The sequence below is a fragment of the Streptomyces sp. NPDC050610 genome (genome assembly GCF_040654875.1).
Classification (GTDB): Bacteria; Actinomycetota; Actinomycetes; order Streptomycetales; family Streptomycetaceae; genus Streptomyces.
The window spans coordinates 23,597-48,087 of record NZ_JBFAIV010000040.1 but is presented as its reverse complement, the minus strand read 5'-3'; the positions used below and the strand labels follow the sequence as shown (position 1 = coordinate 48,087).

Sequence of the window (24,491 nt, the reverse complement as noted above, 5' to 3'; positions counted from 1 at the left end):
GCCGGCCATGACGACGGAGCCGACCGCACATTCCCTGCCACGCGAACCGCTCGGCGATCCGCACCTGCGCCGGCTGGTCGTGGGCCAAGGGCTGGCGGCCGTGGTCGACGCGCTGTTCCTCGTATGGCTCACGCTCTTCGTGCTCGAACTGTCGGAACCCGGGATGGCCACAGGGCTCGTTCTCGTGGCCGTGGCGCTGCCGCGAGCGGCGCTCCTGCTGCCCGCGGGAGTGCTGGTCGACCGCCTCGGACCCGCCCGTATCACGGCCGGCGCCGCCTGGCTCCGAGTCGCCGTCCTGCTCGCGCTCTGCGCCCTGGTCACCTTCACCGCACCATCGGTGACGACGGTCGCGGTGCTCGCCGGGCTGCTCGGCGCCGCCGACGCCGCGTACTTCCCGGCGGCCCTGGCGCTGCTGCCCGCCGTCGTGCCGACCGGGAAGCTCACCCGGGTCAACGCGCTGGTGCAGGGCGCGGAGTCGGGTGGCGACCTGGTCGGCCCGGCGGTGGCGGCCGGAGTCATCGCCGCGGTCGGCTTCGAGGCGACGCTCGGCGGGATCGCGTCGCTGGCCGCACTGGCCGCCGTCGTCCTCAGCACGCTCATCCGCGTGGTCCGGCGGGGCGAAGGTGCCGGGGACGCGGCCGGTCCGGACGACGCCGGTCCGGGCGCGGTCGAGGGCGAGGGCGAGGTCGAGGGCGAGCAGTTCAGCAGTGCGCGTGCCCTCGGGGCGGGCTTGAGGTACGCCTGGCGTGAACCGATGGTGCGAGGAATGCTGGCAGCCATCGCCATGATCAACATTGCGGTCGTGGGGCCCGTGCTCGTGGGCGGCGCGGTCCTCGCCGATCAACGCCTCGGCGGCGCGGGGGCCCTGGGCATCGTGCTCTCCGGCTTCGGCGCCGGCTCACTGGCCGGTTCGCTCATGGCCGGGTGGCGGCCGCCCGCCCGGCGCGGCTGGACCGTGGCCGGCGGGGTCGCGGCGATCGGGGCGGGCACGGCCGGACTCGCCGCCGTCACCCAGGTCGTCGCCGCGACGGCGGTCGTCTCGCTCGTCGGCCTCGGGTCCGGGTTCCTCGGAGTGGTCATCGTGGCCACCCTTCAGGAGCGCGTGCCCGCGCGGCTGCTCGGCCGAGTGATCAGCCTCCTCGTCCTGGCCACGGTGGCGTTCGACCCGTTCTCCTACGTGCTCGCCGGCGCCCTGCTCCCGTACGGCACGACGACGCTGTTCCTGGTCTGCGGCGGCTCCGTCCTGGCGTGCGCGGCCCTGGTCGCCGCGAGCCCGGCGATCCGCTCCCTGCGCTGACCGCGCCGGTCGCCGGTGCGGTCACCGGTGCCGCGTACGGTCCCGTTCGGAGCGTGCCGGAACCTGCCAGGGCCTGTCAGGGCCGGTCAGAGCTTGCGCGCCAGGGTGATGCCATCGGCCATGGGCAGCAAGGACAGCTCCACCCGGCCGTCGTGGTGCAGCAGCCGGTTGAGGGCGCGCACCCCCTCGGTGTCCGCGTCCCGCGCGTCGGGGTCGGCGACCCGGCCGAAGAAGAGCGTGTTGTCGATGACTATGAGCCCGCCCTGCCGGACCAGTTCCAGCGAACGCTCGTAGTAACGGCAGTAGTTGGCCTTGTCCGCGTCGATGAAGACGAAGTCGAAGGAGCCGGGCCCCTGTTCGTCCAGCAGTCCGGCCAGGGTGCCGTTCGCGTCGCCGATCCGCAGGTCGATCCGCGACTCGACCCCGGCGCGCCGCCAGTACTCGGCGCCGAACGCAGGCCACCGGTCGTCGATGTCGCAGGTCACGAGGCAACCGCCGGCCGGCAGGGCGCGGGCCATGCACAGGGTGCTGTACCCGGTGAACGTACCGATCTCCAGTACGGACCGGGCGCCGGTCAGCCCGGTCAGGAGGGCCAGCAGCTGGCCCTCCTCGGCCATCACCTGCATGGCCTGACCGGCGGGCAGCACCGCTGTCGCCTCGCGCAGCTCCCGCAGAATCGCGTCGTCCCGCAGGGACACCTCCCTGACGTAGTCGAGCAGTTCATCGGTGGCTGCTGTCTGGTGGGCCATGGAGGCGGCCTTCCCCTCTGCTGTGTGAATCCGCTGTGTGAAGTCATCGAAGCGGATGCGGTCGTCGGATGGGCGGAGAGCGTGTGCCTTACACGGCCCGGGGCGCGGACGTGCCGCTCGCTTGGAACACGTTCTGGCGCCGGAACGCCTCGTGGTCCTGGGCCCGTTCTCGCGCGTACGCCTGGAGCAGCGCGTCGAGGCGGTAGCGCCCGGCGATGGGCGGGTGCAGGAGGTGCGCCTCGACCAGCGTGTCGAGGGCGTCCTCGGCGCTCTCCTCGGAGCAGTTCAGCATGGCCGCGACCCTGCCGCGGGAGGTGTGCGCGGCGTTGGCCGCGCCCAGCGCGGTGAACACGGAGGCCGGATCGACGCCGTTCGCGCAGCGCCGCGGCAGTTCCGTGTGGCCCGCGTCGAGGCTGGGCCGCACGTCGAGGTCGCCGATCCGCAGTGCGTCCAGCAACTGCGGCGCGTCGGTGAGCCGTTGGGCGAGGTCGCCGAGGCTCCAGTGCGGACGGTCCAGCTGGCGGGCGCCCGCGATGCGCAGCGCCAGCGGCAGGCCCGCGCACATCGCCACGACCGTACGCGCGGCCTGCGGCTCCGCGTCCACCCGGGCCGGTCCGACGAGCCTGCCGAGGAGTTCCAGCGACTCGCGCTCGTCCAGCGGCGGCAGCGCGACGGTGTGCGCGCCCTCCAGGTCGGCGAGCCGCCGCCGACTGGTCACCAGGAGCTTGCTGCCGCCGCTGCCCGGTACCAGCGGCCGGATCTGCGTGGTGCTGTCGGCGTCGTCGAGGAGCACCAGCAGCCGGCTGCCGGCGGTGAGGGAGCGGTAGAGCACCTCCCGCTCGTTCTCGTCGGCCGGGATGTCGGCCCGGGGGACGCCGAGCGCGGCCAGGAACCGTTTCAGCACCTCTCCGGAGGACAGGGGGCGTTCGCGGCCGCCGAGCGCGGCGTAGAGCTGGCCGTCCGGGAAGAACTCCCGCAGGGCGTGGGCCGCGTGCAGCGCCAGCGCGCTCTTTCCGGTGCCGCCCCGGCCGGTGACCACGGCCGTGCCGACCGAGCCGGTCGGCAGGCCGGTGGCGGTCAGGACCCGGCGCAGTTCCGCCAGCGGCTCATCGCGTGCTGTCAACTCAGGTGGAACAGCGGGAAGTTGTGCGGGTTTGAGGCGTAAAGGGCCGTGCCAGGGCCGGGCCGCCGTCGGGGTGGAACGCGTCACCGAGGCGGTCTGCCGGGCGCTCCGCCTTCCGGCGGCCCGGACGTCGGGGCTGTCGTCGGCCGCGAGGATGCGCCGCTGGACTTCCCGGAGGTCGGCGCTGGGTTCGGCGCCGAGCTGTTCCACGAGCAGGTCCCGGGTGCGCTGGTAGAGGGAGAGGGACTCGGACTGCCGGCCGGAGCGGAACAGGGCGAGCATCAGCTTCCCGACGAGCGCCTCGCGCAGCGGATTCTCTCTCACCAACTTCCAGAGTTCCGGAATGAGTTCGGCATGCCGCCCCAGTGCCAGCTCGGCGTCGAAGCGCAGCTCCATGGTCTGTAGCCGCAGCTCCTGGAGGTAGCGGCCCTCGACGTCGCGCAGCGTCTGGGACGGTACGTTGACCAGGGGTTCGTCACGCCAGCCGGCCAGGGCCTCGGTGAGCTCGGCGCAGGAGTCCTCCATGTTGCCGACGTCGGCGTGGGCGGCCGCGCGGTGGCGGTGCGCGGTGAAGCGGCCGAGATCGCTCTCGTCCTCGCCGAGTGCGATCAGGTAGCCGGGCGCCCGGGTGATGATGCGCGCGGACGCCTGCTCGCCGAGCACCTGCCGCAGTCGCATGACGTACGTGCGTATGGTGGCGGCGGCGCTGGGCGGTGGGGATCCGTCCCAGACGTAGCCGGCGATGCGGTCCACCGAGACCACGTGGTTGACGTTGAGCAGCAACGTCGCCAGGACGACGCGTTGCCTGGGGGCCGATACGTACACCTCCCGCGCGTTCAGCCGGACAGAGAGCGGGCCGAGCAGCAAGAATTCCAACGAACTCCCCATTCGTCCTGTTCGTCACGCAGGAGTCGTGACGGAACGGGCCGTCTGGCGGTTCGCGGGCCCGTCGGCCAACGACGTCGTGCGCGACCTCCAGCATCTTGGGAGCGCTCTGAACCGGTCAACGATATGCCGAGATGTTTAGGCATATTCCTAGAGCCCTTACCGGGGGGCCATGTCATGTTTGACATCTCCGTAGCCTGTTTTGTCCGTTTGAGGCGGGTGTGTACCGCACCCCTGTGACGTGCGGAGTGGGTTTCTGAATCAAATTCAAGCCGTCGCTCTCCGGGGCGCATCGCGGCCTTTCCCTGCTGGGCCACCGGAATTCACATGGACGAGCGGTATTCGAAGTGCAAGTGTTCGAATTGTTTTGCGCCCTTGCTGAGATTCGGCAGGGCGTGGCAGGGTGGGAATCACCGTACCCAGATCCTTCGGATCTGTGGAACCGTGAAGGGAAAACCCAGGCGACATGACTTCCTTACCCGCGGACAGCGGCCTTTGGTGCAGGCGCTTCCACCCCTCCCCGGCGGCGACGAGCCGCCTTGTCTGCTTCCCGCACGCGGGCGGCTCGGCGTCCTTCTACTTCCCGGTCTCGGGAGAATTGCGGGGCCGGACGGAGGTGCTGGCCGTGCAGTATCCGGGGCGGCAGGACCGCCGGGCGGAGCCGACCATCGGCGACCTCCGGGTCCTGGCGGACGAGGTGTTCGAGGCGCTCAGCGGCTGGACCGGACTGCCGCTGACCTTCTTCGGCCACAGCATGGGCGCCCTCGTCGCCTTCGAGGTGGCCCGCCGGTTCGAGGGCGCGGGGCAGGGGGTCGAGCACCTCTTCGTCTCGGGCCGCCGAGGGCCCGCGGTGCCGCACGAGGAGCGTCTGCACCTGCGGAACGACGACGGCATCGTGGCCGCGGTCCGGGAGATGAGCGGTACGGACGAGAGCCTGCTCGACGACGAGGAACTGGTCCGGATGATGCTGCCCGCGCTCCGCGGCGACTTCCGCGCCGTGGAGACCTACCGCGGCGAGGCCGACGCGGTGCTCCGGTGCCCGATCACCGCCCTGGCGGGGGACCAGGACCCGAGGGCGCCCCTGGACGAGGTCCGGGAGTGGAAGGCGCACACCTCCGCGGCCTTCGACTTCAAGGTCTTCCCCGGCGGCCACTTCTATCTGACCAGCCGGCCCGCCGACGTGATGAACGTTCTCAGAGACCACTTCGATCGGTGACGCGCCGACTCGGGCGTGCGCGCCGACTCGGTCTCACGCACCGTCTCGGGCGTACGCGCTGATTCAGGCGTAAGCGCCGACGCGGCCGAACGCGTCGGCGGCCGGCCCGCGACCGGCGGCCGGCCGACGCATCGACGCACCTGACGCACCATTGAGGAAGGCGGGTGTACGGATTGACGCCGTTACGCGGTTCCACGGCGGTCGGCTCCACCGCGGCGCTCCCGAAGGCCGGCGACCGAAGGGGCCCCTGCCGTCCCGCGGCCGAACGGGCATCGGGGCGCGGGGAATCGGCGGGGCGGCTGCACGACGCCGGGAGCGGAACGCCCCCGCCGGACACCGAGCGGCTCACCGCGCTCGACGCGTGCATCCTGGAGGGCATCGCCGTCGGCACCTCCACCGTGGAACTGGCGGCGTCCCTCTACCTCAGCCGCAAGGGCGTCGAATACCGCATCGGCCTGATGTTGCGTCAGTTCCAGGCGCCGAATCGGGTGGCCCTGGTCTCCCGCGCCCATTCGATCGGTATGCTCACCGTGGGCACCTGGCCGCCGCGAGTCCCGAAGAACTTCGTGGTACAGGCCGACTGAGCCACGCGGGCCGAACCGGGCCCGCGCGGTGCTTTACGGGATTCGCCGAACCGGGTTGTCCGGGGAATTACAGAGAGGCGTGTACGGATTGTTTCAGCCCGCAATATCGTCTCGATAGCGTGAGCTGCGACATTTCCCGTGCGGATAATTGCGCCTTCCGGTGGCAAGTGAATCGGTGTTACGGTGCGATGGCGTCGTGGTCGGAATTCCCCTCGGCAGGGGAGCCGCGCCTGTCACGGGCGCCGTACCGCGTCTTTCTCCTGTTACCTTCCCGCTGGGGGCGAGAATGACTTTGGGCTATCTGTTCGGCGGCGGCGTCGGCACCGAGCCGCACGGTATGGAGCTGTACCACGAGTACCCGGTCGTCCGCAGCTGGTACGAACAGGTCGCTCAGTGGACGGACTTGACGGTAGGTCAGATCCTGGAGGATGATCTGCCGGTTGCGCAGGAGGAGCGCCAGAGCGTCGGCACCGTACGGGAGGCCGCGCTCGCCATCGGCGTGCACGACGCGCTCGCCCAGTCCGGCCTGCGCCCCACCGCCATCGGCGGCCTCAGCCTCGGCGCGATGACGGCCAGCGCGCTGGCGGGGGCGCTCAGCAGACAGGAGCTGTTCGAGATGCTCGCGGGCGCTCGGGACACCCCCGAACTCCCCGCCGACGCCCCCGCCCAGGGCATCGCCCTCGCCTTCGCGCAGAGCGCCGACGGCGGCCCGGCGCACCCCGGCGCGGGACGCTCCGGCGTCTACCTCGCCGGTGACTTCGGCCCCACGGCGGACGGCAAGCAGCGCATCCTCATGCTCGCCGGCCACGCCGAGGCGCTGAACACCCTGGCCGCCGAGGCACCGCCCGGCACGGTCGTACCGCTTCCGGGCCGCACCATCGCGGTCCACTCGCCGCTGCGCCGGCACTTCCGCGACTTCATGGCCCCCCGCATCGACGCGATGGCCTTCTCGGCGCCCGAACTGCCCCTGCTCTCCTGCCTGGAGCCCAAGACGCTGACGAGCGCGGACGAGGTCCGCGACCTCTTCCAGCGCAACTCCACCGACCCGATCAGCCTGGTGGACGTCTACACCGGGATGCGAAGCGAGGGCGTGGAACTCGGCCTCGTGATGGGGCCGTCGATCCCGGAGGGCATCCTGGACTTCCCCTTCCCCGTCGTCCACATCGAGAAGCCCGAACACATCCAGCAGGCGATCAGCACCGCGTACGACCTGGGCATCGACCTCACCGGCGGGCAGGTGCGGACATGACCACCAGCTCGGTAGCCGCCCCCACCGGGCTGTCGGACGACCCCGACGCCCTGGTCGCCGGGTGGCTCGACACCGACCTCGACCAGTGGACCCGTGACGTCGTCCGGCGCCACTTCCACCCGGAGACCGGCAGCCCGTACTGGCTGCGGCGAGCCGAGCAGCTCGACTTCGACCCCCGCGACATCACGCGCTACGACCAGCTCGCGGCCTTCGGCCCGTTCCGGCTGGAGAGCCTGCGGGAGCAGGACCCCGGGGACCTGGTCCCGCGGTCCGTGCCCCGCCCCCTGGCCGGCCGCGCCTGGGACACCGGCGGCACCACCGGCACCCCCTGCCGGGTCTTCTACACCCCGGACATGCTGCTGCACAGGGCGGTCTGGCGGCGGTGGTCGTTCGTACGGGAGGGCTTCGCCCCCGGGCGCACCTGGCTCCAGGCCACCCCCACGGGACCGCATCTGATCGGCCACGGCGTGTGGGAGGTCTCCGAACTGCACGCGGGCCAGGCGTACGCGATCGACATGGACCCGCGGTGGGTCAAGCGGCTCATCCGCTCGGGCCGGCACCAGGACGTGGGGGACTACACCGCCCACCTCCTGGAGCAGATCACCGACGTGCTGCGGCAGGCGCCGGTGCATTACCTCAACACCACGCCCGCGCTCTTCCAGGCGCTCCGGCAGCGCCATCCCGAACTCGTATCCGCCCTCGACGGCGTCCGGCTGAGCGGCACGCAGATCACCGCCGACATGTACCGTGCTTTCAAATCGGCGCTGAATGGCGGGATTTGCGGCATGACGTACGGCAACACCTTCGGTAACTCGGCCTGTTGGGAAGTGGAGCGGGGCGGCGAGCTGATCTCGTACGTGCCGAACTTCCCGCAGGTGACGACGGCGGTCGTGCGCAAGGACGACTGGTCGGCCCTCGTGGATCCCGGCGCGGTCGGCCAGGTGCGGCTCACCGTGCTGCACGAGGACCTCTTCCTGCCCAACATCCTGGAACGGGACCAGGCGCTGCGCCACCGGGCCGAGGAGTGGCCATGCGACGGCGTCGCCAACATCCGCCCGTTGCAGACCACGAGTTCAGCGCCCGAAGGGCTGTACTGACGGATCGTCATCGATGGTGCCGGTGGGGCGACTTGAGCCTTCTGTGAATTGCAGGAAAGATCTGCCGGACCGCCGTTCCGAAATGGTCCGCCGACAGAATCGGCCAATGTGTTTCTAGGCGATCCCGGCCGTTGAACACCCCATCCGATCGCGTCTAGTATCCGGCGACAAAGGATGGCGCACGCTGAACGAGAAGGCGGGGTGTGCAGAGAAATGTCAAGTGAGCACGTTGAGAGCCAGCGCAGCAGGGCGAGCAAGGCGTTCGATCTGATCGACGTCGACGGCAACGGCGAAGTGGGCATCGAGGAAATCGAGTCCCTGACGCAGCAGTTGACCAGTCGTTTCGGGCTCACGGCCGACTCCAAGCAGCACGACCAATTCCGGCAGGCAAGCGTCGATCTGTGGCGCGATCTGCAACACCAGCTCGACCAGAGCGGCGACCAGAAGATCAGCCGGAAGGAATACGTCGACTTCTACGCCGACGCCGACCCGGCCGTGATCCGGCGGGCCATGGAGCCTTTCGCAGGGCTGCTCTTCAACCTCTTCGACGCCGACGGCGACGGAAAGGTGTCCCGCAGCGAGTTCGAACGCTACCACCGCGCATGGGGAGTTCCCACCGACCAGATCGAGGGAACCTTCGAAAAGCTCGACACGGACCGCAGCGGTGACCTGTCGAAGGAAGAACTCCACCAGTACCTCGCCGGATTCATCTTCGGCGACTCGGGGTCGAAGGGCTGATCCCGACCGCCCCGCGTTCAACCGACCGGGCCCGGCGGCCGAACAGCCGGGCCCGGTCGCCCTGCCCCGTTCCGTACGGCACATCACCGTCATTGGCACTCCCGACCCCAGCTGATAGTTTCGCGCCGTACAGCAAGGCGCTTGACGCGGGGTGAGGGGGAATCCGTCGCGATGGCACTGATATCCGTCAACGGAATTCGCATCAATTACGAGGACCACGGTTCGGGCGAACCGGTGGTGATGATCATGGGCACCGGAGGCGGCGGCCGCGCCTGGCGGCTGCACCAGGTGCCCGCGCTGACCGCGGCCGGCTACCGGGTCATCACGTTCGACAACCGCGGCATCCCGCCGACCGACGAATGCGCCGGCGGATTCACCATCGACGACATGGTGGCCGACACGGCGGGGCTCATCGAAGCCCTCGGCCTCGGCCCGTCCCGCGTCGTCGGCACGTCGCTGGGCGGCTACATCGCCCAGGAACTCAGCCTCGCCAGGCCGGACTTGGTGCGCCAGGCGGTGCTGATGGCCACCCGCGGGCGGGTGGACGCCATGGGCCGGGCGCTCGCCACGGCGGAGGCCGAACTGTACGACTCGGGGCTGGAACTGCCGCCCCGCTACGCCGCGGTCGTACGGGCCCAGCAGAACCTCTCCCCGCGCACCCTGGAACACGACGAGCAGGCGCGTGACTGGCTCGACCTCTTCGAGATGGTGGTCCAGGACGGGCCGGGCACACGGGTGCAGATGGACATCGCGCCGCCCGCGGACCGGCTGCGCGCCTACCGGCGGATCACCGTGCCCAGCCACGTCATCGCCTTCGCCGACGACGTGATCACGCCCGCGAAGCTGGGCCGGGAGGTCGCCGACGCCATCCCCGGCGCGACCTTCGACGAGATCGCCGGCTGCGGCCACTACGGCTATCTGGAGGACCCCGCGGCCGTCAACAAGGCCATGGTGGAGTTCTTCCGGCGCCCCGCCCAGGTGTGAGCACCGCCGCTCTTCGGCCCGCCGGTTCGGAGAGCGCCGGCGGGCCGAACCCTTCGGTCCGGCAAAGGATCGTCCGGCCACCGGCCGTCCGGCGTGCCGCCATCCGGCGAGCCGCGGCTCGGCCCACGGTCTCCCGGCCATCGGCGGTTCGGCGTACCGCGGTCCGGTCGGCTCAGGACGGCTCGGCCCACGGCGTTCCGGCCCGCAGCGGTTCGGTTCGGCCGTATCCGGCTCGCCGCGGTCCGACCGACGGCGAGCCACGGCCTCAGCCGTCGGACGGCGTGCGGTTGAACCCGCGCACCGCCAGGAACACCACGACGAGCAGCAGCGCGAGCGTCGCGCCCACCGCCGCGTACACGGAGTTGCCGAGGGGCCAGTCCAGCGCCACCCGGCGGGCGGCGTTCACCACGTACGTCAGCGGGTTCGCCTTGGCCACGAACTGCAGCCAGCCCGGCAGCACATGGATCGGCACGAAGGCGCTCGACGCGAAGGTCAGGGGGAACATCGCCAGCGGCCCGATGCCCGCGACGACCTCCTTGTTGCGCAGCCAGGACCCCAGTGCCAGGAACCCCCAGACCACCGCCCAGGTGACGAACAGCGTCAGCAGCACCGCCACCGCGAGCCCCAGCGCACCCCCTCGCGGATGGCAGTCGAGCAGCAGCAGGGCCGTCGCCAGCAACACCGCGAGCTGCGCCGCGACCCGGACCAGATAGTCCAGGCTGCGGGCCACGAGCACCGAGGACATCCGGATCGGCATCGACCGGAACCGCGACAGCACGCCGTTCTCCATATCGAACAGCAGGCTGTAACCGGCCCCCGTCGCCGTGCCGGTGGCGGTCGTGATGAGGATGCCGGGGAGGAGGTAGTCGATGTACGCGACGCCCGGCGGGAAGTTCTTCGGGTTCGACATGCTGCCGAACACCTGGCTCATGATGAGGAGCAGGATCAGCGGCTGGACCAGCTCGAACAGCAGCAGTCGCCGGTTGTTCACGAAGGCGCGTATGGAGCGGCCGGCCAGCACGCCGATCTGGGTGAGGCGGCCGCTGGCCGGCCAGCCGGGCGCGGAGGACACCCGCACCGGCGGCGCGGCGGGGCTGATGGCCGGGGTAGTCATCACAACTCCTGGACGGGATCAGTGGGCGAGGACGGTGGACCGCTTGGTCAACGCGAGATACACGTCGTCCAGCGTCGGCTCGGTCAGGGAGAACTCGGTGACGTCCAGCCGGCCCTGGTCCAGGGCGCGGACGACGGTGGCCAGGTCCGCCGAGGTCTCGGCCGGGGTGCTGATGGCGCCGGTGACCTCGTCCTGAGCGGGTGTCAGGCCGGCCTGGCGGAGGGCCAGCAGGATGGCGTAGGAGTCCGCCGGGTCGGCCGGCGCGATGTGCACCGCGCGGCTGCCGACCTGGGACTTGAGCTGCGCGCTGGTGCCGGACGCCACCACCGCGCCGTCGGCGAGCACGGTGATGGCCTCCGCCAGCCGGTCCGCCTCGTCGAGGTACTGGGTCGTCAGCAGTACGGCCGCGCCCTCGCGAACGATGCCCTCGACCACTTCCCACAGCGCCAGGCGGCTGTTCGGGTCGAGCCCTGTGGTCGGCTCGTCCAGGAAGACCACGTCCGGCCGGCCGACCAGGCTGGTGGCCAGGTCCAGCCGCCTGCGCATGCCGCCGGAGTACGTCCGGGACGGGCGGTGCGCGGCCTTGGCGAGGTCGAAGATCTCCAACAACTCGTGGGCGCGGGCGCGGGCTTGGCGGCGGCTCGCGCCCAGCAGCCGGGCGATGAGGATGAGGTTGTCGGTGCCGGACAGGTTCTCGTCGACCGCGGCGTACTGACCGGTGAGTCCGATGCGGCCGCGGACCTCGTGGCTCTCGCGGACCACGTCGTAGCCGGCGATGCGGGCGGCGCCGCGGTCCGGCGGCAGCACCGTGCAGAGAATATTGATCAGCGTGGTCTTTCCGGCGCCATTGTGCCCCAGTAGTCCGTGCACCGTGCCCGCGTGCACCGAAATATCCACGGATGAGAGCGCCGTGACCTGTCCGAAGCTCTTTCCGATTCCGATTGCCTCGATCATCGGTCCATGCATCTATTACCCCCATGTGCGACGCGTCGCCGATGACGAGTTGTCATATCGGCGCGCACGGCACGCTACGGCGGCTATTTACGCAGTGTCAAAGATTTCCGTCCGGCCGGTGAACGCCTGCCGGGGGAGTGCCGTTCGCCGGGCACCCGGCTCACGAGATCCGCGCCACACCGGTCGCCCGTATCCGATGCCCCCCGAATAAGCGGAATGAGTCAATCATCTCTGCGCGGCCGGTCCCACCGGCCGCTTCCACGATTGGACGCGCCCATTCCTGTCGGCCCGCCGCCCGCAGGGCCCGGGCCCGGCGACGGCCGCGGCGGCGGCCCGTGTTGGCAAATCCGCGCATGGCCGGAATAAGATCCGCTGTAGTCCCGCGTATCCGGCAGTGCCGGTGCACGCCGTCTCCAGGTGTGGCCGATACTTCGCCATGGCATTTCATCCCAGATTATACGGAGTGAATTACTCATGTATCGGACCATGATGAAGTCCAAGATCCATCGAGCGACCGTCACCCAGGCGGATCTGCACTATGTCGGCTCACTCACCATAAGCGCCGACCTGATGGAAGCCGCCGATCTGCTGCCCGGCGAAAAGGTGGACATCGTCGACATCGACAATGGCGCCCGGCTTTCCACTTACGTCATCGAAGGGCCCCGGGACTCCGGAATCATCGGCATCAACGGAGCGGCGGCCCGGCTCATCAGCCCCGGCGATCTCGTCATCATCATCGCGTACGCGCAGGTGACCGACGAGGAGGCCAAGGTGTTGGAGCCGCGCGTGGTCTTCGTGGACGACGAGAACAAGGCCGCGCACCTCGGCGGCGACCCCGCGGACGTGCCCGCCGGCTCGGGCCTCCTGCGCGGAGACACCCCTGCCGCATAGCCCGCGTCCGTACGGGCCCCACGCCCGCCCGGCGCCCGCCGGCAGTTTCCCCCTGGACATCTGGAGAAGAAAGAATGCGCCTGAACCAGGAACAAGTCGACCGCTACCACGAGGACGGCTTCCTCACCGTCGAATCCGCGCTGGACCGGGGCGAGATCGAGTGCCTGCGCGCGGCGTTCGCCCGCGACTGCGAGGTGCCGGGGCCGCAGCGGATCGCCGAGGACAACGGCGACGACGTACGCGCCCTCTACGCCTCACACCAACGCCAGCCGGAGTTCGCCTCGCTCGTCCGCGACCCGCGCCTCCTGGCGCCGGTCAAGCAACTGCTCACGGAGCAGGTCTACATCTACCAGTTCAAGATCAACGCCAAGCCGGCGTTCGGCGGTGAGAAGTGGTCCTGGCACCAGGACTACGTCGCCTGGCGCGTCGCCGACAACCTGCCCGCGCCCCGCCAGGTCAACATCGGCATATTCCTCGACGACGTCGACGAGTTCAACGGCCCCGTGATCTACCTGCCCGGCTCGCACCGCTCCGGCCTCGTACGCGACAGCCGGGACACGGCTGTCAAGTCCGACCAGCACCTCGACCCGGACGACATCGCCCTCACCAAGGAGCAGTTGGCCGACCTCGTCGCCGCACGCGGCATGGTCAGCCCCAAGGGCCCCGCCGGAACGCTCGTCTTCTTCTCGCCGGAGATCGTGCACGGCTCCGCCCCCAACATGTCGCCGTTCCCCCGCAGGCTGCTCATCACCACCTACAACGACGTGGCCAACCTGCCGAGTTGGACCGGCGAACCGCGCCCCGAGTACGTGGTGTGCCGGGACACCGAACCGCTGCGCACCCGTGAGACGCCCTTCCTCGACGGCCTTGAGACGGTGGCGGCATGAGCGCCCGCACCGGCCGCGCGGTCGTCCTGGAGAGCTTCGGCCGCCCGCCGGTCCTGCGCACGTTCGACCTCCCGGCCGCGCCCGACGGCGGCATGGTCGTCGCGTGCACGTACGGCGGGATCTGCGGCACCGACCTGCACCTGCAACAGGGCCACCTGGCCATCCCCACCCCGCTGGTCCTCGGCCACGAGGGCATCGGCGTCGTACAGGAGCTGGGCGCGGGCGCCGCACGGGACGCCACGGGCGCCGAACTGCGGCCCGGCGACACCGTGATGTGGGCCTCCTCGATCGCCTGCGGCAGCTGCGTGCCCTGCCGCCTGCACCGCGAGCCCACGCTCTGCGAGAACCGCCGTACGTACGGGGTCAACCGCTCCGTCGAGCAGGGCCCGGCCCTCTCCGGCGCCTGGGCCGACCACATCGTGCTCCAGGAGGGCACCACGGTCGTCAAGCCCGCCGACGGGGTGGACCCGCTCGCCGCGATGTCGCTGGCCTGCGCGGGCCCCACCGTCGTGCACGCCCTGTACGAGCGGCGCCCCGTGCGGGTCGGCGAGGTCGTCGTGGTCCAGGGCAGCGGTCCCGTCGGTCTCGCCGCCGCGGCGCTCGCCCAGCTCTCCGGCGCGGCGAAGGTCGTCATCGTCGGCGGCCCGGCCGGCCGGCTCGAAGCCGCGGCCGCGGCGGGCATCGGCGACGTACACCTCGACATCGCGGGCGCCGCCGACCCCGAGCAGGTGCTGGCGCGGGTGCGCGAGGAGGCCGGCGGGGACGGGGCGGACCTCGTCATCGAGTGCGCGGGCGTGCCCGCCGCCGTCGGGCAGGGGCTGCGACTGGCGCGCAGGGGCGGTTCGTACCTCGTCATCGGCCAGTACACGGACGCGGGGGACACCCTGATCAACCCGCACCAGATCGTGCACCGGCAGCTCGACGTCATCGGCTCCTGGGCGTTCACCGGGGCGCATCTCGTCGAGTACGTGAAGCTGCTGCCGGCCCTCACCGCGCGCTTCGACCTGCGGAGCCTGGTCACGTCCTACCCGCTGGCCGAGCACGCCGCGGCGCTGTCCGCGGTCGCGGACGGATCGGTCATGAAGGCCGTGCTGGCGAGCTGAACCGCGCCGCGCGTACGGTGGGCACCGCTCCGGGCGGCTCGTACGACGCGTGAGTGTTCAACCGATCGGATCGGTCAGTTGAATGCCGGGGCGCACCGCACTCCGCGCCGCCCCGTAACGCACCGGAATGCGCCGGAGAGGCGGCGCCCGGTTGCGAACTCCCTTTCCCGGCGGTGGAATCCGCCCGCGAAGTGCGTGGACACAGCCTGGCACTTTCCGGCGGGCGGCTGCGTCCATCGGCCGGAGTACATCGCGATTGACTTAAGTAGGGGCCGCTGCTCGGCAGGACCGGGCGGCGCATTCGAAGGAATTCACTGTGCCCTGACGGGGGCACGCGAGAGCGGGGAACGTACGGTGGATCTCAGCCTGTTCTATTTCGCCAACGACAGCACCGAGCCCGGCGACAAGGGGCGTTACGAGCTTCTTCTCGAAGGCGCCAAATTCGCCGACGAGCACGGCTTCTCGGCGGTCTGGACCCCGGAGCGGCACTTCCACCCCTTCGGCGGGATGTATCCGAACCCCTCCGTGCTGGGCGCGGCCGTCGCCTCGGTGACCGAGCGGGTCGCCATCCGGGCGGGCAGCGTGGTGGCGCCGCTGCACCACCCCGCCCGCATCGCCGAGGAGTGGTCCGTCGTCGACAACCTCTCCGGCGGCCGGGTGGGCGTGGCCTTCGCCTCCGGCTGGAACTCCGTGGACTTCGCGCTGCGGCCGGACGTCTACGACGAGCGCAAGCGGATCGTCTCCGACCGGGTGGGGGAGGTGCGCACGCTCTGGCAGGGCGGGAGCGTGCCGGGGACCGACGGGCTCGGCCGGTCGGTGGACGTACGGGCCTTCCCGCCGCCCGTGCAGCGGGAGCTGCCGGTCTGGCTGACCAGCGGCGGCAGCGTCGAGACGTTCCAGGAGGCCGGGCGGCTCAAGGCCGGTGTGCTCACCCACCTGCTGGTGCAGGACCTGGACATCCTCGCGGAGAAGATCCGGGAGTACCGCCGGGTCGCCGCCGCCGAGCACGATGGCTGGCCGGGCCATGTGGCGCTGATGGTGCACACCCTCGTCGGCGAGGACGTCGCCGCGGTCAAGGAGCAGGCCCGGCAGCCGCTGACGGAGTACCTCAAGAGCTCGCTGCACCTGAGCGCCCGCTCCGTCGTGGGCGACTCGGTCGACCTGAGCACGCTGCCCCCGGAGGACGTGGACTTCCTCGCCGCGCAGTCCTTCGAGCGCTACTTCCACCAGGGCGGGCTGTTCGGCTCCGTCGAGCACGCCGCCGAGGTGGCCGCGCGCATCGGCGAGATCGGCGTGGACGAGATCGCCTGCCTCATCGACTTCGGGGTGCAGACCAAGGACGTCCTCGCGAGCCTTGAGCACCTGGGGCGGCTGCGGTCGCTGGTGGCGTCCCGCGACTGACGGCCGCCCTCGCAGAACCGGCAACCGGCGAAGACGGCCCGGCGGCCCTTTGGTACGAGCGGCCGGGCGGTTCCGGACACGGCGGTCGACCGGCCGGCTCAGGCCACGGCGGTCGGCCGGCCACCGGCGGCAGCGGTCCGGGCGGGAGCCGCCGGACGGCCCCGGCGCCAACGGCCCGCAAGCCCGGCGGCTCTGCCGAAAGCGGCCCCGGGGCCGGGCCGAAGGCCGCTCGGCGGCCCAGGCCGGAGCCGCCGGGCAGCGCCCTTGATCATGTCTTTCGTCAGTGCCGGTGGCGGCGGGCGGGCTTGTAGTTTGGGCAGGGTGATGGGGCAGCTCGTTGATCAGGTGAACCGCCGGCGGCACGAGGTCTCCTCGGCCCTGGCACAACTGGGCCGCCGTGAGCGCCTCGCGGACCTCGTGCTGTGGGCGTGCCTGTGCGTGCCCGTGGCCTACGACCTGATCCGGCTGCCCGCGCCGGCGCTGGCGGTGTACGCGGGAATGCCCGCCCTGGCCCTCGCGATCCTGCTCGCCCGGGTCCTGCCGCTGCTCTCGCTCTACATCACCGTGGCGCTCAGCCTGTGCGTGACGCTGAACCTGTTCAACTCCTCGTTCTGCGTGGCCATGCTCGTCATGGGCTATCTCGTGGGGCGCAGGATGCGCCAGGAGCGGCCCGCGCTCGTCGGCTTCGCGGTGATCGCGGCGGCCGGGCTGGCAGCCGTGGCCGCGAGCGGCGAGAACCTGTGGACCTGGTTCACGATGGCCGTGACGCTCGGCCTCAATGTGCTGCTGCCCTGGATGGCCGGCCGCTACCGGCGCCAGTACGCCGATCTCACGCGGGCCGGCTGGGAGCTGGCCGAGCGCATGGAGCGCGAGCAGCAGATCGTCGCGGACCGCACCCGGCTGCGCGAGCGCTCGCGGATCGCCGGCGACATGCACGATTCGCTGGGACACGAACTGAGCCTGCTGGCGCTGCGCGCCGGCGCCCTGGAGATGGCCCCCGACCTCGACGAGCGCCACCGCAAGGCGGCGGGGGAGCTGCGGGCCGCGGCCGCGAGCGTCACCGAGAGCCTGCACGACGTCATCGGGGTGCTGCGCGAGGACGCGGAGACGGCTCCCAAGGCCCCGGCGCGGGAGTCCGTCACGGATCTCGTGGAGCGGGCGACCGCGTCCGGACTGGCGGTCGGCCTGGTGGAAGAGGGCGAGCGGGTGCAGCTCGCGTTCATGGTGGACCGGGCCCTGTACCGGGTGGTCCAGGAGTCGTTGACCAACGCGGCCAAGCACGCGCCGGGCGCCGCCGTCTCGGTGCGGATCGCGCACCGGGCGGACGTGACCGAGGTACGGGTCGTCAACGAGCCGCCCCCCGCGCACCCGGACGCCCCCTCGGCGCGGCACACCGGGCTCCCTTCGGGGAAGAACGGGCTGGTGGGGCTGCGCGAGCGGGTGCGGCTCGCGGGCGGGACGCTGCGCACCGGGCCGTACGAGGGCGGCTTCGAGGTGCGGGCGCGGCTGCCGCACGCGGCGGGCGCGGCGCGGCCGGAGGGGGAGGAGAGCGAGAGCGCGGACGCGTCGGAATCCGCGTTCCAGCGCCGGCACGCGCAGCGCCGGGCCCGCCGCGGCCTGAAGCAGGTGATCTTCGTGCCGCTGGTGGTGGCCGCGGTGCTGGCCGCCCTGATGGGAGGCTTCTCCTATATCCAGACGGAGCAGTCCGTACTGGACTCGGCGAGTTACGAGCGGCTGCACGTCGGCCAGCGGCGCTCGGAATCGGAGGATCTGCTGCCGACGCTCCAGACCGATGTGCCCCCGCGCCGGGACACCAAGCCGATGCCGCACGGCTCCACGTGCCGCTACTACCGGATGTCGCGGGAGCCGGACCCGACGCACGCCTACCGGGTGTGCTTCGCGCACGGCCGGCTGGCGGCCAAGGACGTGGTTCCGCTTCCGGGCGACTGAGAGCCCGTTCAGGCACGGGCGTCGCCGGTCCGTGTGCGTGCGTACCCGTGGGCCGGGTTCGGCATACCGTAATTGACCTCGGTGAATCATGATGCGGTCAGTTGCGCGTCTTCTGCCGTTTGGGCGGATTTCCCTCTTCCGTTTTTAGCGGCCATTGACTCCAAATCGATCACTTGTCTAGTGTCGATTCCATGCTCGCCAGTCGAGGCGTCGACGGGCGGGGCAACGGGGCGGGCGGCCGCACGGTTCGCACAGCGAACGCGGCAGCCGAAGGTTTGACGGACGGGGGACTGCGCGTGCCGCGCGCTACGGGGAGGATTGCGGGTCGCTGTTCATTTCGCGGCCGCAACTGAAAGTCTGTTTCTGCTTTTCTTGTCGCGATGATGTCGAGTCGCGATTCCGCGCGACTCCATTTCTGACAGCGGCCATTCGGGCGCCGTGAATTCTCTGAGGGGGCGTTATGAGTACTGCGCTTGAACAGGCTTCGAGCGTGACCGGGCTCGTCCGGGAAAACGTGGCGGCCGGCGGGCGGCGAACGGCCCTCACCTTCGTGAAGAGCCTGGACGGCACGCCCGAGGACGAGACCTGGTCGTACGCCGAACTGGACGCCGAGACCCGCAAGGCCGCCTCCTGGCTCCAGGCCCACTGCGCCCCCGGCGACCGCGTCCTGCTGCTCTACCCGGAGGGGCTGCACTTCACCGCCGCCTTCCTGGGCTGCCTCTACGCCGGCATGGTCGCCGTCCCCAGCTCCCTCCCCGGCCAGTACGTCTACCAGCGGCGGCGGGTCACCTCGATCGCCGACGACGCCGGCGCGTCCGCCATCCTCACCGACACGGCCACACTGCCGTCCGTACGGGAATGGGCCGAGGCCGAGGGCCGCACGGCCATCGCGCTGGCCGCCACCGACACCGCGGACCTCGCCGACCCGGACGCCTGGACCGAGCCCGCGCGAGGCCGCGACACCCTCGCCCTGCTCCAGTACACCTCCGGCTCCACCGGCGACCCCAAGGGCGTCATGGTCAGCCACGGCAACCTGCTGCACAACGCCATGTGCCTCACCAAGCCGTTCGGCATGACCGACCGCAGCCGGTTCGGGTCCTGGATCCCGCACTACCACGACATGGGCCTGATGGCGCTGCTGATCCCGCCGCTCCTGCTCGGCGGCTCCTGCGTGCTGATGAGCCCCACGACCTTCCTCAAGCGGCCGCACTGGTGGCTGAAGATGATCGACGTCTACGACCTCGACTGGTCGCCCGCGCCCAACTTCGCCTACGAACTGTGCGCCCGGATGGTCACCGACGAGCAGCTCGCCGGGCTCGACCTCTCCCGCTGGACGTACGCGCCCAACGGCTCCGAGCCCGTACAGGCCGCCACGCTCACGGCGTTCGCCAAGCGCTTCGCGCCCGCCGGATTCCGCAGCGACGCCTTCGCCCCCTGCTACGGGCTCGCCGAGTCCACCGTCTTCGTCTCCGGCACCGGACCGCGCGAACCCGTCGTACGGCGCGCCGACGCCGAGGCGCTGGCGAACGACGAGTTCCGCGCCGCCGAAGGCTCCCGCGCCGGACGCGACGTCGTCAGCAACGGCCGGGCGGACGAGTACGACGTGCGCGTCGTGCACCCCCGCACCCTGGAGCCGCTGCCCGAAGGGGGCGTCGGCGAGATCTGGCTGCGCGGCCCCAGCGTCGCCCACGGCTACTGGGGCAACGAAGCGGCCACCCGCGAGGTGTTCCGGGCCCGCACCGCCGACGGCCAGGAAGGATTCCTGCGCACCGGCGACCTCGGCACCCTCCACAACGGCGAGATCCTGACGACCGGCCGCCTCAAGGAAGTCCTCATCATCCGCGGGCGCAACCTCTACCCGCAGGACCTCGAATACGAACTGCGCGCCCAGCACGGCGAACTCGTCGGACTCTTCGGTGCCGCGTTCTCCGTGCCCTACCAACAGGGCGATGGGGTCACGGAGAACCTGCTGGTCATCACCCACGAACTCCGCGGCCGCCACTCGGACGCGGACATGGCCAAGCTCGCCAGCGACATCAAGCGGACCGTGTCGCGGGAGTTCGGCGCGAGCGCCTCCGGCGTGGTCCTGGTGCGGCGCGGCGGCATCCGCCGGACCACCAGCGGCAAGATCCAGCGGACCGCGATGCGGGACCTGCTGCTCACCGGCGGCCTCAACATCGTCCACCTGGACGCCGACCCGAAGCTGCGCACACTGCTCGACGCATGACGGCGGGCGGGCGGACCGCCGGCGGCAGGCAGCCGCCCGGCCGAGCCGCCACCGCCACGGACAGAAGGCACGTAATGGGGGAGTTGGACATGAGCATGCATCATTCGTCAGTTGCGGCTCTCGAAAAAGCGATGGGCGACGACGGCCGGCACGACGGCCCCTTCCGGCCCGGCAGCCTCGCCGAACTCGACGAGCGGGAGGCGTTCCCCGCCGCCGCGATCCGGGCCCTCGACGACTTCGGACTGGCCCGCCACTACGTGCCCGCACGCTACGGCGGCCTCCTCGACGACCACAGCGAACTGCTGCAACTCCTGCGCGCCGTCGCCCGCCGCGACCTCACCGTCGCCGTCGCCCACGCGAAGACCTTCCTCGGCGGCGCCTGCGCCTGGGTCGCCGGCGGCACCGCACAGGCCGCCGACCTCGGCGCGGAGATCCAGCGCGGCGCGGTGGCCGCCTGGGGCCTCACCGAACGCCACCACGGCAGCGACCTGCTCGCCGGCGAACTCTCCGCCGCCCGCACCGGCGACGGCTGGGTCCTCGACGGCGAGAAATGGCTGATCAACAACGCCACCCGCGGCGACCTGATCTCCGTACTCGCCCGCACCGACCCGGCCGGCGGCCCCCGTGGCTTCAGCCTCTTCCTCGTCGACAAGCGGACGCTCCCCGACGGCAGTTACAGCCACCGGCCCAAGATCCTCACCCACGGCATCCGCGGCGCCGACATCAGCGGCATCGCCTTCCACCACGCCCCCGTCCCCGACGACGCCCTCATCGGCGAGGCCGGCGGCGGCGTCGAGACGGTCCTCAAGGCGCTCCAGCTCACCCGGACCGTGGCCGTCGGACTCTCCCTCGGCGCGGCCGACCACGCGCTGAGCCTGGCCACCGGCTTCGCCGAGGGCCGCAACCTCTACGGGCGGCGGCTGACCGACCTGCCGCGCGTCCGCCGCATCCTCGGCGAGATCTCCGCGACGGTCTTCCTCGCCGAGGCCACCGCCCTGGTCTCCGCCCGCAGCCCGCACGCCCTCACCGCGGAGATGAGCGTCGTCTCCGCCGTCACCAAGGCCGCCGTGCCCACCCTCGCCCAGGACGCCATCGACCGGCTCACCGAACTCATGGGCACACGCGGCTTCCTCAGCCGCACCTACGCCGAGGGCCAGTACGCCAAGCTGGAGCGCGACCACCGCATCGTCGCCATCTTCGACGGCAGCACCGCCGTCAACCGCAACGCCCTCATCGACCAGTTCGCCCGGCTGGCCCGCGCATACCGCGGCGGCCGCTGGAACGAGACCGGGCTCGCCGAAGCCGTCGACACGCGGCGGGAGCTCACGGCCTTCGAACCCGCCCGCCAGCGGCTGCTCTCCAGCGACGGGTGCAGCCTCGTACAGAGCCTGCCCGACGCCGCACGGCAGATCGCCGGCCTCGCCGACCGCGGCCTCCTGCCGCTCCAGGTCTCCCGCATGGCGGACGAACTGACCGCCGTCGCCGACCGGCTGCACGAGTCCATGGCCGCCCTCCGGCGCACCCCCCGCGACGTCCCGCCGGCCGCCTTCCACCTCGCCGAACGCTACGAACTCCTCTACGCCGGCACCGCCGCCCTGCGGCTGTGGCTGCACAACGCCCACCTCGCCGACGCCGCCGAGGGCCCCCGGCTGTGGCGCAACGGACTGTGGCTCGGGGCCGCCCTCGCCGCCGTGCTCACCCGGCTCGGCAGCCCCGTCGACGCGTCGCACGCCGCCTCCTACGACCGGGTCGCCGACCTCCTGCTCGAAGCGCCCACGGGAACGCTCTCCCTCCTCAGCACCGACGACCTGGCCTGGAGCACCTCATGACCGGTACACAGAGCCCGTCGGACGCCACCACCGCCACCGCCCCCGCGCGGACCCGGCTCGCCGAACTCGACAAGCGGCTCGGCGACCCCTGGGACAGCGGCAACCCGCTCGGCTTCACGGCCGTGCTCGAAGCCGACGAACGCGCCGAGATGTTCGCCGACGGCGAGAGCGCGCTGGATGCCTACGGCCTCAACGCCGAGTTCGTACCCGCCGAGCACGGCGGCCGGCTCACCCGCGTCGACCACCTCGTCGAGATCATGCGGACCGTCTACCGCCGGGACCCCTGCCTCGGCCTCGGCTACGGCTTCAGCTCCTTCATCTCCTCCGTCAACGTCTGGACCGCCGCCGACGAGGCCCAGCAGCGCCAGGTCGCCGGCATCCTGCTGCGCGGCGGCAGGATCGCCGCCGCCTACCACGAACTCGCCCACGGCAACGACATGGCGCGCACCGACTTCCAGGCCCTGCCCTCCGGCGCCGGCCGCCTGCTGCTCAACGGCCGCAAAGAGGTCGTCACCAACATCCAGCGCTCCGACGCCATGGTGATGTTCGCGCGCACCGACGCCCGCCAGGGCAGCCGCAGCCACTCCCAGATCCTCGTCGAGAAGGACCGCGTCGCCGACGGGCGGATGAGCTACCTGCCGCGGTTCGCCAGCGCCGGGATGCGCGGGGTCCAGCTCGGCGGCGTCGAGTTCCGCGACTGCCCCATCCCCGAGGACCGCGTCCTCGGCAACCTCGGCCAGGGACTTGAGACCATGCTCAAGTCCTTCCAGATCACCCGGACCACCCTCGTCGGCATGTTCACCGGCGCCCTCGACACCGGGCTGCGCACCACCCTGCGGCACGTGCGCGACCGGCGGCTGTACGGCCGTACCGCCACCGAACTCCCGCAGGTACGCTCCACGTTGGCGGGCGTCTTCCTCGACCTGCTGATGTCCGAGGTCTTCGCCACCGTCTCCACCAGAGCGCTGCACCTGGTCCCCGCCGAGACCGGGATCTACGCGCAGGCCGTGAAGTACTTCGTCTCCAAGACCCTCATCGACGCGATGAACCGGCTCTCCGGCGTACTCGGCGCGCACTTCTACATCCGCGACCCGCACAGCACCAACGCGATCTTCCAGAAGATGCTGCGCGACATCCAGCCCGCCGGCTTCGGCCACATCGCCCGCTCCGTCTGCCAGATGTCCCTGCTCCAGCAGCTCCCGCTGCTCGCCCGCCGGTCCTGGCTGCCCGGCGCCCCCGCGCCCGACGACCTCTTCCGGCTCGACGCCGACCTGCCGCCCATGCCCTTCGGCCGGCTCGCCGTCAGCGCCGGCGGCCGCGAACGGCTCAGCTCCTCGCTCGCCGCCGGGCTGGAAGCGCTCTCCGCCGACGACCCCGCGCACCGCGAGGTCCGCCGGCTCGCCGAAGGGTTCGTCACCGAACTCGCCTCCCTGGCCGAGGAGTGCGGACGGCTGCCCGTATCCGAACTCGCCGTCGACGCCGGCTCACACTCCTACGACCTGACCGCCCGCTACATCAACATCCTGGTAGCAGCGGCCTGTTACGAGACCTGGCGGCACAACCAGCACCACCCCGACCCCTTCTGGCGCGACCCCGCCTGGCTCATCGCCGTCCTGCACCGGCTCTCCGCCCCGGCGGGCGCCATCCGGGAACCCCTCCCGGACCACCTCGAACACCACCTGTTCACCGAACTGACCCAGCGTCACGAAGCCGGACAGGGCTTCGGAATCAACAAGAACGGCCTGTCCGCCGGCTGACCGCACACCGGCGCGACCGGCGCCGCCGCACGGCCGCCCGCGGCCGCCGCGCCCCGAACCGCACATCACGACCCGCACCAGGCGAAGGAGCCGTCATGTCCACTTCCGCGGTAGAGAACCAGGCCGACGGCAGGTCCACCGAAGACCTGCGCGCGTGGCTGACCGAATGCGTCGCCCTGCACGTACAGCTGACGCCCGAGCAGATCAAGCCCGACGTCCCGCTCACCGACTACGGCCTGGACTCCATCTACGCCCTGACGGTCGCCAGCGAGATCGAGGACCACCTCGGCATCGACCTCGACCCCACCGTCATGTGGAACCACCCGACCATCGACGAACTCGTCGGCTTCCTCACTGGCGAAACCGCCTGACCGAGCCCCGACGGCCCGGCCCGGAACCGGCCGCCGCGGCCCGGTGAAATCGAAGACAACCGCAGTCCCAAGAGAGCGTGGGTAG

At 71.2% G+C, this 24,491-nt stretch carries 20 protein-coding genes; 16 read left to right on the top strand and 4 right to left on the bottom strand.

What is annotated here, in order from left to right:
• Window positions 1–7 precede the first annotated feature (7 nt).
• Window positions 8–1,297: an MFS transporter gene (locus tag AB0I22_RS33940; RefSeq protein WP_363134850.1), complete on the top strand. Its 1,290-nt coding sequence runs from the start codon at window positions 8–10 to the stop codon at window positions 1,295–1,297.
• Window positions 1,298–1,383: 86 nt separating this feature from the next.
• Here the strand turns inward: AB0I22_RS33940 and AB0I22_RS33935 are convergent, their stop codons facing one another.
• Both AB0I22_RS33935 and AB0I22_RS33930 read right to left on the bottom strand, forming a co-directional pair.
• A complete protein-coding gene (locus AB0I22_RS33935) occupies window positions 1,384–2,046 on the bottom strand; it encodes a class I SAM-dependent methyltransferase (protein ID WP_363134849.1) in 663 nt (220 codons plus the stop codon).
• An 88-nt stretch (window positions 2,047–2,134) separates the two neighbouring features.
• A complete protein-coding gene (locus tag AB0I22_RS33930; protein ID WP_363134848.1) occupies window positions 2,135–4,045 on the bottom strand; it encodes a BTAD domain-containing putative transcriptional regulator in 1,911 nt (636 codons plus the stop codon).
• A 475-nt stretch (window positions 4,046–4,520) separates the two neighbouring features.
• Here AB0I22_RS33930 and AB0I22_RS33925 point away from each other — a divergent pair, with 475 nt between their 5' ends.
• The 6 genes from AB0I22_RS33925 (at window position 4,521) to AB0I22_RS33900 (ending at window position 9,922) form a co-directional block, all read left to right on the top strand.
• The gene (locus AB0I22_RS33925; RefSeq protein WP_363134847.1) at window positions 4,521–5,270 is read left to right on the top strand and encodes an alpha/beta fold hydrolase; all 750 of its coding nucleotides are present in this window, start codon (window positions 4,521–4,523) and stop codon (window positions 5,268–5,270) included.
• A 164-nt stretch (window positions 5,271–5,434) separates the two neighbouring features.
• A complete protein-coding gene (locus AB0I22_RS33920) occupies window positions 5,435–5,854 on the top strand; it encodes a LuxR C-terminal-related transcriptional regulator (protein ID WP_363134846.1) in 420 nt (139 codons plus the stop codon).
• Window positions 5,855–6,140: 286 nt separating this feature from the next.
• Window positions 6,141–7,103 carry an ACP S-malonyltransferase gene (locus AB0I22_RS33915; RefSeq protein WP_363134845.1) on the top strand — a complete coding sequence of 321 codons (963 nt, stop codon included), beginning with the start codon at window positions 6,141–6,143 and terminating at the stop codon, window positions 7,101–7,103.
• Window positions 7,100–8,200, top strand: a complete 1,101-nt coding sequence (locus AB0I22_RS33910) for an arylcarboxylate reductase (protein ID WP_363134844.1) — start codon at window positions 7,100–7,102, stop codon at window positions 8,198–8,200. Before AB0I22_RS33915 ends, AB0I22_RS33910 begins: the two co-directional genes overlap by 4 nt.
• Window positions 8,201–8,413: 213 nt before the next feature.
• The gene (locus tag AB0I22_RS33905; RefSeq protein ID WP_363134843.1) at window positions 8,414–8,938 is read left to right on the top strand and encodes an EF-hand domain-containing protein; all 525 of its coding nucleotides are present in this window, start codon (window positions 8,414–8,416) and stop codon (window positions 8,936–8,938) included.
• 171 nt (window positions 8,939–9,109) lie between these two features.
• The gene (locus AB0I22_RS33900) at window positions 9,110–9,922 is read left to right on the top strand and encodes an alpha/beta hydrolase (protein WP_363134842.1); all 813 of its coding nucleotides are present in this window, start codon (window positions 9,110–9,112) and stop codon (window positions 9,920–9,922) included.
• A 265-nt stretch (window positions 9,923–10,187) separates the two neighbouring features.
• Here the strand turns inward: AB0I22_RS33900 and AB0I22_RS33895 are convergent, their stop codons facing one another.
• Window positions 10,188–11,036 carry an ABC transporter permease gene (locus AB0I22_RS33895; protein WP_363134841.1) on the bottom strand — a complete coding sequence of 283 codons (849 nt, stop codon included), beginning with the start codon at window positions 11,034–11,036 and terminating at the stop codon, window positions 10,188–10,190.
• 18 nt (window positions 11,037–11,054) lie between these two features.
• Complete coding sequence (locus AB0I22_RS33890; protein ID WP_363134840.1) at window positions 11,055–11,990, bottom strand: ATP-binding cassette domain-containing protein; 936 nt, start codon at window positions 11,988–11,990, stop codon at window positions 11,055–11,057.
• Between the two features lie 474 nt (window positions 11,991–12,464).
• On the opposite strand from AB0I22_RS33890, the gene panD reads away from it, so the two are divergent.
• The 9 genes from panD to AB0I22_RS33845 all read left to right on the top strand — a co-directional run bounded on the left by panD (window position 12,465) and on the right by AB0I22_RS33845 (window position 24,406).
• Window positions 12,465–12,881: an aspartate 1-decarboxylase gene (gene panD, locus AB0I22_RS33885; RefSeq protein ID WP_363134839.1), complete on the top strand. Its 417-nt coding sequence runs from the start codon at window positions 12,465–12,467 to the stop codon at window positions 12,879–12,881.
• A gap of 74 nt (window positions 12,882–12,955) precedes the next feature.
• On the top strand, window positions 12,956–13,768 hold the full coding sequence (locus tag AB0I22_RS33880) for a phytanoyl-CoA dioxygenase family protein (RefSeq protein WP_363134838.1): 813 nt from the start codon (window positions 12,956–12,958) through the stop codon (window positions 13,766–13,768).
• The gene (locus tag AB0I22_RS33875) at window positions 13,765–14,871 is read left to right on the top strand and encodes an alcohol dehydrogenase catalytic domain-containing protein (RefSeq protein ID WP_363134837.1); all 1,107 of its coding nucleotides are present in this window, start codon (window positions 13,765–13,767) and stop codon (window positions 14,869–14,871) included. The genes AB0I22_RS33880 and AB0I22_RS33875 overlap by 4 nt, the downstream gene beginning before the upstream one ends.
• Before the next feature lie 354 nt (window positions 14,872–15,225).
• The gene (locus AB0I22_RS33870) at window positions 15,226–16,272 is read left to right on the top strand and encodes a MupA/Atu3671 family FMN-dependent luciferase-like monooxygenase (protein WP_363134836.1); all 1,047 of its coding nucleotides are present in this window, start codon (window positions 15,226–15,228) and stop codon (window positions 16,270–16,272) included.
• A 324-nt stretch (window positions 16,273–16,596) separates the two neighbouring features.
• Window positions 16,597–18,222: a histidine kinase gene (locus AB0I22_RS33865; protein WP_363134864.1), complete on the top strand. Its 1,626-nt coding sequence runs from the start codon at window positions 16,597–16,599 to the stop codon at window positions 18,220–18,222.
• 460 nt (window positions 18,223–18,682) lie between these two features.
• Entirely contained in the window at window positions 18,683–20,449 is a 1,767-nt protein-coding gene (locus AB0I22_RS33860; RefSeq protein ID WP_363134835.1) for a fatty acyl-AMP ligase, read from the top strand.
• Between the two features lie 89 nt (window positions 20,450–20,538).
• Window positions 20,539–22,278 (top strand): acyl-CoA dehydrogenase family protein, encoded by a 1,740-nt coding sequence (locus AB0I22_RS33855; protein WP_363134834.1) that lies wholly within the window; start codon window positions 20,539–20,541, stop codon window positions 22,276–22,278.
• Window positions 22,275–24,035: an acyl-CoA dehydrogenase gene (locus AB0I22_RS33850; protein WP_363134833.1), complete on the top strand. Its 1,761-nt coding sequence runs from the start codon at window positions 22,275–22,277 to the stop codon at window positions 24,033–24,035. The genes AB0I22_RS33855 and AB0I22_RS33850 overlap by 4 nt, the downstream gene beginning before the upstream one ends.
• A gap of 95 nt (window positions 24,036–24,130) precedes the next feature.
• Window positions 24,131–24,406, top strand: coding sequence for an acyl carrier protein (locus AB0I22_RS33845; protein WP_363134832.1), 276 nt, complete (start codon window positions 24,131–24,133; stop codon window positions 24,404–24,406).
• Window positions 24,407–24,491: the final 85 nt, after the last annotated feature.

What these genes read in the sequence shown, in the direction of transcription:
- AB0I22_RS33940 (WP_363134850.1), top strand. Translation starts at nt 8, where the DNA reads ATGACGACGGAGCCGACCGCACATTCCCTGCCACGCGAACCGCTCGGC.
- AB0I22_RS33935 (WP_363134849.1), bottom strand. Translation starts at nt 2,046, where the DNA reads ATGGCCCACCAGACAGCAGCCACCGATGAACTGCTCGACTACGTCAGG.
- AB0I22_RS33925 (WP_363134847.1), top strand. Translation starts at nt 4,521, where the DNA reads ATGACTTCCTTACCCGCGGACAGCGGCCTTTGGTGCAGGCGCTTCCAC.
- AB0I22_RS33915 (WP_363134845.1), top strand. Translation starts at nt 6,141, where the DNA reads ATGACTTTGGGCTATCTGTTCGGCGGCGGCGTCGGCACCGAGCCGCAC.
- AB0I22_RS33910 (WP_363134844.1), top strand. Translation starts at nt 7,100, where the DNA reads ATGACCACCAGCTCGGTAGCCGCCCCCACCGGGCTGTCGGACGACCCC.
- AB0I22_RS33905 (WP_363134843.1), top strand. Translation starts at nt 8,414, where the DNA reads ATGTCAAGTGAGCACGTTGAGAGCCAGCGCAGCAGGGCGAGCAAGGCG.
- AB0I22_RS33900 (WP_363134842.1), top strand. Translation starts at nt 9,110, where the DNA reads ATGGCACTGATATCCGTCAACGGAATTCGCATCAATTACGAGGACCAC.
- AB0I22_RS33895 (WP_363134841.1), bottom strand. Translation starts at nt 11,036, where the DNA reads ATGACTACCCCGGCCATCAGCCCCGCCGCGCCGCCGGTGCGGGTGTCC.
- AB0I22_RS33890 (WP_363134840.1), bottom strand. Translation starts at nt 11,990, where the DNA reads ATGATCGAGGCAATCGGAATCGGAAAGAGCTTCGGACAGGTCACGGCG.
- panD (WP_363134839.1), top strand. Translation starts at nt 12,465, where the DNA reads ATGTATCGGACCATGATGAAGTCCAAGATCCATCGAGCGACCGTCACC.
- AB0I22_RS33880 (WP_363134838.1), top strand. Translation starts at nt 12,956, where the DNA reads ATGCGCCTGAACCAGGAACAAGTCGACCGCTACCACGAGGACGGCTTC.
- AB0I22_RS33875 (WP_363134837.1), top strand. Translation starts at nt 13,765, where the DNA reads ATGAGCGCCCGCACCGGCCGCGCGGTCGTCCTGGAGAGCTTCGGCCGC.
- AB0I22_RS33865 (WP_363134864.1), top strand. Translation starts at nt 16,597, where the DNA reads ATGGGGCAGCTCGTTGATCAGGTGAACCGCCGGCGGCACGAGGTCTCC.
- AB0I22_RS33860 (WP_363134835.1), top strand. Translation starts at nt 18,683, where the DNA reads ATGAGTACTGCGCTTGAACAGGCTTCGAGCGTGACCGGGCTCGTCCGG.
- AB0I22_RS33855 (WP_363134834.1), top strand. Translation starts at nt 20,539, where the DNA reads ATGAGCATGCATCATTCGTCAGTTGCGGCTCTCGAAAAAGCGATGGGC.
- AB0I22_RS33850 (WP_363134833.1), top strand. Translation starts at nt 22,275, where the DNA reads ATGACCGGTACACAGAGCCCGTCGGACGCCACCACCGCCACCGCCCCC.
- AB0I22_RS33845 (WP_363134832.1), top strand. Translation starts at nt 24,131, where the DNA reads ATGTCCACTTCCGCGGTAGAGAACCAGGCCGACGGCAGGTCCACCGAA.